Raw genomic sequence first — 10,658 nt, forward strand, 5'->3', positions numbered from 1 at the left:
TGGCGCTGCTGGAGCTCAGCCCGTTGCTGCGTACGCTGCGTCTGGGCATCCCGGTCGTCTTCCTGGTGTCCGGTCTCGGGGCACCGGGGCAGCGGCTGCCGCAGGCGTACTCGGACCGCACCGGCCGGCCAAGCTGGAGCTACAGCGGATCCCTCGATCCGGCGGCCGACGACCCGTCCGATCCGCTGGACATCGTCGCCCTTCCCGAACCGGACGCCCAGACGCCAGAGGCCTGGCGCAACACCCATCGGCGGCCGCACAGCAAGCCCGGTGACTACCTGGACCTCGAGGTCAGCCCGTGAACAGCACAGCACCCGATCCTGACAGCGCCGACGGCACAGGCGGTCCCTCCGGGGCTCTGAGAGGCGAGCCGGGGTGTCGGACACCGCCGGACGATTTCGTCGCGGCGGCCAGATCGGCACCGAACCACTGGCTGTCCGTCATCGACAGGCACTGGCGTGGTGCCGATGACGAGGCACCGCCGTCCTGGGCCGTGCTGGGCCGTTGGCGCAGCGACGAACACGGCGAGATAGTCGAGTGGGAGAAGAACAGCGAGTACCGCCCCTTACCCGACGCGCTGGGGTGGGCCCGCCCGATCAGTCCCGCCGACGGCGCCGTTCAGCTGGTCGCCACCGGGTACGGCCCGGAGGAGTCGATCGTCGCGGCCGTCGCGGAGGCCGAGGTGGCCGTGTGCGTCGGCGACGACGGGCGGCCGGTGGTGACCGAGGTGCCTGACGGGACGGCGGTTGTACCGGTCTTCTCCGCCGCACCGGGGTTGCAGGAGGACCGGCTGCCCGCACACCGGGTGATGCCGGTGCCCGAACTCCTTGACCTGCTGCCGCAAGGGTGCGACGTGCTGTTTCTCAGCTCGTCCGCTCCGGTGGCGCAGATCCTCGCGGCGAGCGCGTTGCGTTCACGGCGTGGCTGAACGGCGCGGCTGAGTTTCGCGGTTGAACGGGGCTGTCCCCTGGATGCGGAGAGGTTGGTAGCCGTGCGTGGAACTCGGCTGTCTGCTGAAAGGCCGCGCGGCGTGGTTCTCACTGCGACCCGTGGGTCCCGGCTTGCGTTCGCTGCGCTGCCGCGCCGGTCGCGTGGGTGACCGCAGCCGTGGTGGCGCGGGAAGTTGGTACTGCCGTCGCTCTCCGTCCTTCCGTACAGCTGCGACTGTCCGACCGGACAAGGCGGCGGCGCTGCGGGCCGCATGTCGACTAGGCTTCGAGTCATGACTGGGGTGGGACGGAGACGGCTGCGGACTCCCCGGTCCGGACGTACCGACGGGAGCCGTGAAAGCCGATGACGCTCACCCTGGACCTGCATCCGCTCTTCAGGAACGAACGCGACATCGACCGGGCGGTCCGCCAGATCATCTTCAAGGCGGCGGCGACCAAGGCCGACCTGGTGGAGATCATCCCCGGAAAGGGCCGAGGACAACTCAGGGCCCGAGTCCTGGCGATGCTCGGCCAGCCGCAGCTGAAGAAGCTCTACGTCCGATACGAGGTCGACCCGTCGAACGAGGGGCGCATTCTGGTCCGCTTCAGGTGAGCCGTCGGACCCCCTCACCGGAAGGCAGAGCATGACGCGATGGGGCATGGTCTTCTCCCGCCGTGCGCGGGATACGGAGGCCGCAGCCGACGAGCCGGCCGCGGCCGGCGGTGACGAGACGCCCGTGGTCGTGGACCAGCGCGACGGGCTGTTGCTGATCCGCACCTCCCCGGCATCCTCGCCGGGACCTGAAGAGGTGGCTGAACTCGCCCGGACACTGGCCGCTGCGGACACCGGCCTGCCGATCGCCACCGTGGTGGTCGGTGTGGAAGCTGAGGCGTCGCCCGCGCTGTGGGGGCGTCTCGGCGAGACGTTGGACATCCTCCGGGCGGACGGCGTCACGAGGGTCCGCCTGGTGCTGCCGGGTGCGGGCAGCAAGACCACGCCGCGGCCCGCGCTCGGTCGGCGGATCGCCGATGGGTGGGATTTGGAGGTGGTCGCCCCGGTCGGCCCCGCGCTGATCGTGCCGGGTGGTTCGCTGTTCGCCCCGGACGCTGCGACGCCCCCGCAGGGCTGGCAGTTGTTCGCTCCCGGCACCGACCCGCGGCCGCTGGGGCCCCGGCACCCGGCGCCCGCCTGGCAGGACGCGCTCGGCCGGCTGCCCGTCAGCACCGCGTCGGGATGCGTGGTCGAGCAGATACCGGCCGGTGTGCTCGTCCGCCCGCCCGGGGCCCGGCCGCCGCAACCGGGAGACGTGTGCTTCGCGGTGCCCGCCGACCCCGTCCACCCGGTCGTCCTGGTCGGCGTCCCCGGTCCCACGGACGGTCCTGACGTCCCCTCGGACGACCTCGGCGCCCTGCTCGCCGCCCTGCCACGGGAGTTCCGCTCCCAGGTGCGCCTGGCCCCTGGCAACCACAAGGACCTGCTGTCGGCCGCGCAGGACGTCGCCGACGTCCTCGGCAGCGAAGTGGAGTTGCTGACCGGGGTGCCGCTGGTCTCCGGATCGTCCGCGGACACCCGGCCTGTTCTCATCGGCCCAGACGCCACGCCGACGTGGCGTCCCTTCGTGGAGGCCGTGGTGTGCCGCCCGAGCACGTCCGCCGATGGCGGACCAGGTGCCGCGCCGAGCCTGCTGCGCTGGACAGCGCCCATTGCGGGGCCGGGGGACGGCGGGCAGGGCGCCGTCCACCTCTCGGAGCGCTGGCAGGTCAGCGTGGTCCGGGCGGGTCTGCACCTGCTGCCCAGGGGACGGTCACGGCCGGCGGACACACTGCCGGTGACGGCTGATCAGCTGACCATCCAACTCGGCGTTCCCGGCGAACCGCTGGACGGCTCACTGTTCCTCGCGCTGTCCCAGCTCCTGTTCGATCTCGATCCGGCCCTGCGCGAGTACGTCGTGGTGCGGGTGCTGGGCCGGCTCACGGACGGGGGACGCCGGTTGCACCGGATCGCGGTGGAGTACGGCGTCCGGGTGGTGTGGCCCACCGCCCCCGCCATGCCGCCCGTGGCGCCCGTCACAGCCGCCCCGGCAGGGGGTGCACCGCCGTCCGCAGCACCGGCCGCGGCCCTGCCGAACCCGGCCGGGACGACCTCCCGCGCCCTGGCCGCCCCGAAGACCCAAGGAGCCGACACCCCTGCCGAGTAACGCCCGCTTCCGCCGTGCACACTATGTCGGCGAAGGCGTTTAGACGTCGCTCGCCGCCAACGGGGCTTTGGTCTATCCGGTCATGTCGCCGCTGACCAGCCCATTCGCGGGATCACGAACCGCGTGGGATCGGCGCGGTTGTGCGGCTTGACTGCAGGACGCTGGGTGGTCACGGGGTGGGCGGGGTCCAGTCGGCGGGCAGTCCGGACTGGGCGAGGACGCGGTTGATGGCGTAGTAGTCCTGGTCGGAGGTGATCTGGCGGCTATTCAGGTTGAGGAGGGTAGCCATCGGCACGGCGAAGGGCTTGGGTGCGCCCTTGATGTGGCCGGCGTACACGGCTTCGATGGTGATGTGGTTGCCGCCGCGGTGGGCGGCGTACATGGTGACGTGGACGTTGTCGATGAGGCTGTCGGTGCGCGCCTTCCAGTCGGAGATCTGCTGGCGGCCGGTGAAGGTGACGCCGAGGCCCTGGTCGGTGTAGGTGGCGTTGGCGGTGAAGAGGTTGCCGAGTTCCTGAGGGTCGGTGCCGTTCCAGGAGCGGGCCCATGCGGTGACGACGTGCGGCAGGCGCTGGTCCGCGGGCTGCGTGGCGGAGGCAGTGGTGCCGAGCGCGGCCCCGACGGCCGCGGTGCCGATCAGTACGGCGAGGGCGCGGGGCGAGCGGAGCTTCATGGTGGTGGTCCTTTCGATGGTGGAGTGGCCAGCGCCCCGAAGCGGCGCATCGACGGCTCGGCGGTCGTGGACCGTCTCGGGGCAGGGTTTGGCGGGTGGGCCGGACCGGTCTCGCGGTTCCGGCGGGTGCGTCAGGGGGTGAGCACGATCTTGCCGGTGACGGTGCCGGATTCGGCCAGGCGCAGTGCCTCGGCGGCCTGGGTGAGTGGCAGGGTTGCGGCAATGCGGGCGGTGACGTCGCCACGGCGAACGGCGGCGAAGACCTCGGTGAGGTCGGCCCGCAGCCGGGCACGGAAGCGGTCTGTACTCAGGGCCCGGCCGGCCCAGATGTTGTTGGCACGGCGCCGGTTGGGCAGGGTGTTCCACAGCCAGACGCGGCCGAGGATCTTCAGCACGGGCCACTGCTTGGAGCCGGTGTCGTCACGGGTGGACGCGGTGCCGTAGGAGACGAGGGTTCCGCCGGGGGCGAGCAGGTGCCAGGAGTCGGTGACGCTTCGGCCGCCGAGGTGGTCGAAGACGGCGTCCACGCCACCGGGCGCCAGCTCCCGGACCTGGGCGGGCACGTCGTCGGCGCGGTAGTCGACCGGGATGACGCCCAGCTCCCGTAGTACGTCGTGGTGTCGGGCGGAGGCCGTGCCGATCACCTTCGCGCCTGCCGCGTGGGCGAGTTGGACCAGGACGGAACGAGGCGGCCCTCGCGGCCATTTCGGCGCCGGTGCCGTCTGGGGACCAGCTCGTCGTCACCACCGACAACGGCGTGCGGTTGCGGCCGATCGGCGGTCACCGGGTCACCGTGGACGGACACACGGACGCCGTCTGGTCCCACCACGACCACACCTGGACACTCGACCTCTCCTGCGCCCGGCACCGGGCGCAGTGCCCCCGCATGCCGTACGTGCGCGTACCGGGCGGCGTGAGCGTCACGGTCAGCGCGCGCAACGCCGGCATCGACGCGGCGGGGCTCACCGGTGCACTCGACCTGACCACCGTGAACGGTGACGTCACGGTGACCCGTTCCGGAGCCGCGACCGCCGCGCTGCGGCTGGCCACCCGCAACGGCTCGGTCCGTGCGACGGCCCTCGACGTCGGCCGGCTGCATGCGGCCACCACCAACGGCGACGTGATCCTCACCTGCGCGACCGCGCCCTCGGGCGTCACCGCCACGACCACCAACGGCTCGGTCGACGTCACCATCCCGCACGACGCCCCCGCCTACACGGTGACGGCCACCACCGACGACGGCCGTCCCACGGTGGCCGTCCCCACGCACGACGCCCGGCACGGCCGCGCGATGACGCTGACCACCGTCAACGGCGACGTCGACGCCCACCTCGAGTGATCCCGGCACCCTCCCTTCCTGCTCCGGCAGGGGACGGGCGCCCCGGCCTGGGTACCCGGCGCCGGACGCGAGGACCCCGCCGTACCCGACCGGCTCGCGAAGGAGGACCAGTGCCGACGCAGGCGAACGACGGAACCGACCCGCTACGCTGGAAGGCGCTGTGGGTGACCCTGGTCGCCGGGTTCATGAGCCTGCTCGACGTGACGATCGTCGCCGTGGCGCTCCCCTCCATGCAGCGGGACCTGCACGCGACGGCCCCCGCCATCCAGTGGGTGGTGTCCGGCTACGCGCTCGCCTTCGCCCTGGTCCTGGTCACCGCCGGCCGCGTCGGCGACGCCATCGGCAGGCGCCGGATCTACCTGCTGGCCCTCACGGCCTTCGTCGTGTGCAGCGCGGCCGCCGGAGCGGCCCCGACGATCGCCCTCCTTGTCGCGGCCCGCCTCGCCCAGGGCGTCGCCGCGGGCTGCCTCGCCCCGCAGAACTCAGCCTTCATCCAGCAGATGTTCCGGGGGGCGGACCGCGGGCGCGCCTTCGGCCTGTTCGGAGCCACCGTCGGCATCTCGAGCGCTGTGGGCCCCGTCGTGGGCGGCCTCATCCTGACCCTGGCCGACGGCCCGCAGGGCTGGCGCTGGATCTTCTACGTCAACGTGCCCGTCGGCCTGATCGCCCTGCTGCTGGGCATCCGCCTGCTCCCCACCACCGTTCTCGGCCGCCGGGAACGACTCGACCTCGGCGGAGTCGCCCTCCTGGGAACCGGCGTCCTCGCCCTCATGCTCCCCCTGGTGCTGGCGGAGTCGGGCGGCGTACGACAGCTGTGGTGGCTCTTCCTGGTCGGCGCCGCCCTCCTGGTGACCTTCACGCGCTGGGAACGGCGCGTCGCGTCCCGTCAGGGTCAGCCGCTGCTGGACCCCCGCCTGGTCACCACCGTCCGCGGCTACGCCATCGGCGCCGCCATCGCCACCCTGTACTTCGTCGGCTTCAGCGGCGTCTGGCTGGTCTTCGCCCTCTTCTTCCAGAACGGCCTCGGCTACTCGCCCCTGCGCTCGGGACTCGCCGTGACACCCTTCGCCCTCGGCTCCGCCCTCGCCGCCGCGATCGCGGGCCGGCTGGTGGACCGACTGGGCAGGCTGCTGACCGTGTGCGGCCTCGTCGGCGTCACTGTCGGCCTGGGCGGCACCGCCCTGGTCCTGCGCCTGGCACCGGCCGGTGCCGTCCCCTGGCTGACCCTTCCCGTGCTCCTCCTCGGCGGTGTGGGCAGCGGCTGCGTCATCTCACCCAACGTCACCATGACCCTGCGGGACGTACCCGTCCGGATGGCCGGGGCGGCCGGCGGCGCCCTGCAGACCGGCCAGCGCCTGGGCGGCGCCGTCGGCACCGCGGCCCTGCCCGGCCTCTTCTACCTGGTCCTGGGCGCCACCCACCACGACTTCCGGACAGCCGTCGCCACCGCTGTGGGCCTCGGTGTCCTGCCCGTCCTGGGCGGCCTGGCCCTCGCCGTCCACGACTGGGGCCACCACCGCCGCCAGGACCGCCGCCCCTGTCGGCCCGAGGCCTCGCACAGCCACCTGCGCGCCGGCCAGGGCTGACGGGCCCGCGGGTGTGGCGCCCGCGTTTCACACCTGTTACCCGTGCATCCACCTGGAGAAGCGATGGTCAAGTCTTCTCCATGAAAGCTTGTGGCCCGTGCGGCGCCGCCAGATCATTGGCCAAATCTCGCCCGTCGGCACAAGTACAAACAGGAGATTCCGGTGACTGCTGGCCCCATGACCTCCGAGCCGGCCGCGCCGGCGGCGGCACAGACGGAAAGGCAGAAGCTGCGCAAGCACTTCGGCCGCTTCGACATCCTGTTCTTCCTGCTGTGCACGATCGTCGGCGTCGACACGATCGGCACGGTGGCGTCGAAAGGCGCGGAAGCCTTCACCTGGCTGATCGTGCTGGCCGCCGTCTTCTTCGTGCCGTCCGCCCTGCTCACGGCCGAACTCGGCGCCGCCTTCCCCGACGAGGGCGGCCCCTACATCTGGACCAGCCGCGCCTTCGGCCGCCTGGCCGGTGCAGTCAACAACTTCCTGTACTGGATAACCAACCCCGTGTGGCTCGGCGGCACCCTCTCCGTGTCCGCCGTCACGGCCTACACGACCTTCTTCAACGACGGGAAGGACCTCGGCACCGTCGCCTTCTACGTCTTCACCCTGATCTTCGTCTGGGTGGGCGTCCTCGCCGCGATCCTCTCCTTCGACATCGGCAAGTGGATCCCGACCATCGGTGCCTGGAGCCGCTTCCTGCTCCTCGGCCTGTTCACCGTCACGGTCGCGATCTACGGCGTCAAGCACGGTCTGCACGGTTTCGGCGCCGGCGACTTCTCCCCGACCTACGCCGGCTTCGTCGGCCTGGTCCCCGTCCTGATGTTCAACTACGTCGGCTTCGAGCTGCCCAACACCGCCGGCGAGGAGATGACCGACGCCCAGAAGGACGTCCCCTTCGCCATCTTCCGCAGCGCCGCCCTCTCCGTCCTGCTGTACGCGCTGCCCATCTTCGGCATCCTGCTGGTCCTGCCGGTCAAGGCCATCACCGGCCTGGGCGGCTTCATCGACGCGATCCGCCAGGTCTTCACCGTCTACGGCGGCCACGTCGCCGCCGACGGCACCGCCACCCTCAGCGGGGCGGGCAGCGCGCTCGGGGACCTCGCCGCGATCATGTTCATCCTCACCGTGCTCTCCTCCGGTGTCACCTGGGTGATGGGCTCCGACCGGGCACTGGCCGTCTCCGGCTACGACGGCGCGGCCCCGCGCTTCCTCGGCGTCATCTCCAGCCGCTTCGGCACCCCGGTGCGGGTGAACATCCTCAGCGGCCTGGTCTCCACCCTCGTGCTGGTGCTGGCCCACGAACTGACCCACGGCAGCGCCGCCAAGCTCTTCGGCGCCGTCCTCGGCCTCGCCGTGTCCACCACCCTGGTCAGCTACCTCGGCATCTTCCCCGCCCTGCCGGTCCTGCGCCGCAAGGCCCCCGACGCCCAGCGCCCCTACAAGGCGCCCTTCCCCCTGGCCATCAGCATCGTCCTGACCGCGCTGATCCTCTTCGCCACGATCCAGCTGGTCGCTCCGGGCGCCGGCGACCAGTGGTTCGGCTCCGCCTACGCCCCGACCGGCTGGACCCACGGCGAGCGGGTGAAGTACTTCCTCACGGAGGCCGTCCCGCTGGCCGCCTTCATCCTCCTCGGCGTCCTGTTCTGGGCCCTGGGCAAGCCGACCCGGGACGCGGCGGCCGCCGAGCGGTAGACGCACAGCGTCGAGGCACCGCGGGACTTGAAGTCGGGCATCTCCGGGTAGACGTGTGCGGTCCGGACGGTTCAGCTCCTGCGGTGCGGCCCCCGCGGCCCGCAGCGACCATGAGGGGAGGGGGCAGGACCGGGAGCGCCGGAGCGCCGGACCATGGACCCTGGAGGCTGCTCGACGCATCATGAACGCTTACTCGACGACAAGTGAGGCCGAGTCGGGATCGGCGAGATTGCTGGCCCGGCTCGCCCTGCTGTGTGTCGCCGCCGCCGTGGCCGCCGTGGTGGCCGGTGTCGGCCAGTGGCTGATCCTGCTGCTCGGCCTCGTCGGGCTCGCCCTGGCGGGCGGGGGAGTGTGGTGGGCTCTGGCGCACCGGGGCATCGCCCGTTTCCTCGGCGCCCTGCTGGCGATCGCCGCACCGGTCGCCGTCCTGGTGCTGTACGCCGTGTCGGGCCTGTGGGTGGTGGCCGTGGGAGCGCTCGCGGCGTGGAGTGCCGCGCTCGCCTGTGCGCGCGGTGCGCTGCGCCGGCTGCGCAAGCCGCACGGCATGCACACCCGCACGGTCCGCCCGCCCCGCAGAGCCGTCCTGATCATGAACCCGCGCTCGGGCGGCGGAAAGGTCGGCCGCTTCGGCCTCGTGGAGCGGGCCCAGGCGCTCGGCGCCCGGGTCATCCTCCTCGACCTCGACGCCGACCCGGACCCGGTGGCGCTGGCCCGGCAGGCCGTGGTCGAGGGCGCCGACCTGCTCGGCGTGGCAGGCGGCGACGGCACGCAGGCCCTGGTGGCAGGCGTGGCCGCCGAGCACGGCCTGCCGTTCATGGTCGTGACCGCCGGCACGCGCAACCACTTCGCCATGGATCTCGGCCTGGACCGCGACGACCCGGCGAAGAGCCTGGACGCCCTCACCGACGGTGTGGAACTCCGGGTCGACCTGGGGGACGTGGCCGGCCGCCCCTTCGTCAACACGGCTTCCTTCGGCACGTACGCTCACATCGTGCAGAGCCCCGACTACCGCGAGGCCAAGGCGGCCACCGCGCTCGACCAGCTCCCGGACCTGCTGACCGGCGACGCGGGCGTCGCCCTGACGGCCCGGGCCGACGAGGAGCAACTGGAGGCCCCCCAGGCGGTGCTCGTCAGCAACAACCCCTACGCCCGCGCGGACCCCCTGACCGGAGGGCGCAGAGAACGGCTCGACACGGGCCGGCTCGGGGTGATCGCGGTCCGGGTGGACGGCGCGGCACAGGCCGCCGAAGTGGCGCTGCTGGGCGAACGGGCCAGCGCCATCACGTCGTTGACGTCCCGTCGGGTGGTCGTCGAGGCCGCGGAGGAGGTCATCCCGGTGGCCGTGGACGGCGAGGCACTCACCCTGCGCACACCCGTCGTGTGCACGATACGGCCCGGCGCACTGCGGGTACGGGTGCCGAGAGACCGGCCCGGCGCCCCGTACGTCGCCCCGTCCGTCGACTGGCGGCGTGTCGTACGCCTCGCGTTCGACCGCGCCCCCGACCCACGAGCGAAGAACCAGGAGCACAGCGATGGCTGACCGAACCCCGCGGGGACATCGAGTACCGCGAGGCCTGTTGCGTGATCTCGCCGCCCTCGACCAGGCGCTCTACGAGGCAGTGACCGTCACCAGCACACCCACGCTGGATTCCGCGCTGCGCCGGCTGTCCGCGGCCGCCGACCATTCCAAGCTGTCTTTCGCCGTCGCCGCTGCCATGGCGGCCCGTCCCGGCCGGCCCCGGCGCGCCGCGCTGATCGGCGTCGCGGCGATCGGCGTCGCCTCCACCACGGCCAACCTGCTCGGCAAGCGCCTGGTACGCCGGCCCCGCCCGCACCGCGCCGAGGACTCGCCGTTCCCGGGCCGGCACGTCCCCATGCCGGCGTCCGCCTCCTTCCCGTCCGGCCACACCGCCTCCGCCGTCGCCTTCGCCGCCGCCGTGGGCCCCGCGCTCCCGGCCGCCACCGTGCCCCTGTGGCTTCTGGCCTGCGCCGTCGGCTACTCACGCATCCACACCGGAGTGCACTACCCGGGCGACGTCATCGCCGGCGCGGTCCTGGGCACCGGCGCGGCGGCCACGGTCCTGGCCGCGACCCGCCGTCACCTCTGATCTCTTGGATCGAGTGGGTGGTTGGGGCGAGTCCGTTGTCCCTAGTAGACTGTCGCGACTAAGTGTCTTTCTGGTTGGTGGAGTTGGGGTCGGGCAGGCTTCGTATGATGCTTGCGTTCGGCCGGGCAGGGGGTGC

At 72.3% G+C, this 10,658-nt stretch carries 9 protein-coding genes and 1 pseudogene; 8 read left to right on the forward strand and 2 right to left on the reverse strand.

The window, feature by feature from the left end:
- Positions 1-298: 298 nt before the first annotated feature.
- The 3 genes from ACIRVK_RS31990 to ACIRVK_RS32000 all read left to right on the forward strand — a co-directional run bounded on the left by ACIRVK_RS31990 (position 299) and on the right by ACIRVK_RS32000 (position 3,127).
- On the forward strand, positions 299-928 hold the full coding sequence (locus ACIRVK_RS31990) for a type VII secretion system-associated protein (RefSeq protein ID WP_404253246.1): 630 nt from the start codon (positions 299-301) through the stop codon (positions 926-928).
- A gap of 365 nt (positions 929-1,293) precedes the next feature.
- Complete coding sequence (locus ACIRVK_RS31995; RefSeq protein ID WP_404253248.1) at positions 1,294-1,542, forward strand: Smr/MutS family protein; 249 nt, start codon at positions 1,294-1,296, stop codon at positions 1,540-1,542.
- A gap of 31 nt (positions 1,543-1,573) precedes the next feature.
- A complete protein-coding gene (locus ACIRVK_RS32000; RefSeq protein ID WP_404253250.1) occupies positions 1,574-3,127 on the forward strand; it encodes a hypothetical protein in 1,554 nt (517 codons plus the stop codon).
- A 169-nt stretch (positions 3,128-3,296) separates the two neighbouring features.
- On the opposite strand, the gene ACIRVK_RS32005 is transcribed toward ACIRVK_RS32000, so the two are convergent.
- Positions 3,297-3,800: a nuclear transport factor 2 family protein gene (locus tag ACIRVK_RS32005; protein WP_404253252.1), complete on the reverse strand. Its 504-nt coding sequence runs from the start codon at positions 3,798-3,800 to the stop codon at positions 3,297-3,299.
- A gap of 131 nt (positions 3,801-3,931) precedes the next feature.
- A pseudogene (locus tag ACIRVK_RS32010) lies at positions 3,932-4,483 on the reverse strand (zinc-binding dehydrogenase); the annotation flags it as partial.
- A gap of 32 nt (positions 4,484-4,515) precedes the next feature.
- Here ACIRVK_RS32010 and ACIRVK_RS32015 point away from each other — a divergent pair.
- The 5 genes from ACIRVK_RS32015 to ACIRVK_RS32035 all read left to right on the forward strand — a co-directional run bounded on the left by ACIRVK_RS32015 (position 4,516) and on the right by ACIRVK_RS32035 (position 10,522).
- Positions 4,516-5,139: a DUF4097 family beta strand repeat-containing protein gene (locus tag ACIRVK_RS32015; RefSeq protein WP_404253254.1), complete on the forward strand. Its 624-nt coding sequence runs from the start codon at positions 4,516-4,518 to the stop codon at positions 5,137-5,139.
- 110 nt (positions 5,140-5,249) lie between these two features.
- The gene (locus tag ACIRVK_RS32020; protein ID WP_404253256.1) at positions 5,250-6,725 is read left to right on the forward strand and encodes an MFS transporter; all 1,476 of its coding nucleotides are present in this window, start codon (positions 5,250-5,252) and stop codon (positions 6,723-6,725) included.
- Positions 6,726-6,887: 162 nt separating this feature from the next.
- Positions 6,888-8,414 carry an APC family permease gene (locus ACIRVK_RS32025; RefSeq protein WP_404253258.1) on the forward strand — a complete coding sequence of 509 codons (1,527 nt, stop codon included), beginning with the start codon at positions 6,888-6,890 and terminating at the stop codon, positions 8,412-8,414.
- A 181-nt stretch (positions 8,415-8,595) separates the two neighbouring features.
- The gene (locus ACIRVK_RS32030; protein ID WP_404253260.1) at positions 8,596-9,954 is read left to right on the forward strand and encodes a diacylglycerol/lipid kinase family protein; all 1,359 of its coding nucleotides are present in this window, start codon (positions 8,596-8,598) and stop codon (positions 9,952-9,954) included.
- Positions 9,947-10,522, forward strand: coding sequence for a phosphatase PAP2 family protein (locus ACIRVK_RS32035; protein ID WP_404253262.1), 576 nt, complete (start codon positions 9,947-9,949; stop codon positions 10,520-10,522). The genes ACIRVK_RS32030 and ACIRVK_RS32035 overlap by 8 nt, the downstream gene beginning before the upstream one ends.
- Positions 10,523-10,658: the final 136 nt, after the last annotated feature.

This window comes from Streptomyces sp. NPDC101152, assembly GCF_044768275.1.
Taxonomy (GTDB): Bacteria; Actinomycetota; Actinomycetes; order Streptomycetales; family Streptomycetaceae; genus Streptomyces.

Excerpts from the sequence above, each read along its gene's own strand:
- ACIRVK_RS32035 (WP_404253262.1), top strand. The coding sequence starts at position 9,947 with ATGGCTGACCGAACCCCGCGGGGACATCGAGTACCGCGAGGCCTGTTG.
- ACIRVK_RS32005 (WP_404253252.1), bottom strand. The coding sequence starts at position 3,800 with ATGAAGCTCCGCTCGCCCCGCGCCCTCGCCGTACTGATCGGCACCGCG.
- ACIRVK_RS31995 (WP_404253248.1), top strand. The coding sequence starts at position 1,294 with ATGACGCTCACCCTGGACCTGCATCCGCTCTTCAGGAACGAACGCGAC.
- ACIRVK_RS32000 (WP_404253250.1), top strand. The coding sequence starts at position 1,574 with ATGACGCGATGGGGCATGGTCTTCTCCCGCCGTGCGCGGGATACGGAG.
- ACIRVK_RS32030 (WP_404253260.1), top strand. The coding sequence starts at position 8,596 with ATGAACGCTTACTCGACGACAAGTGAGGCCGAGTCGGGATCGGCGAGA.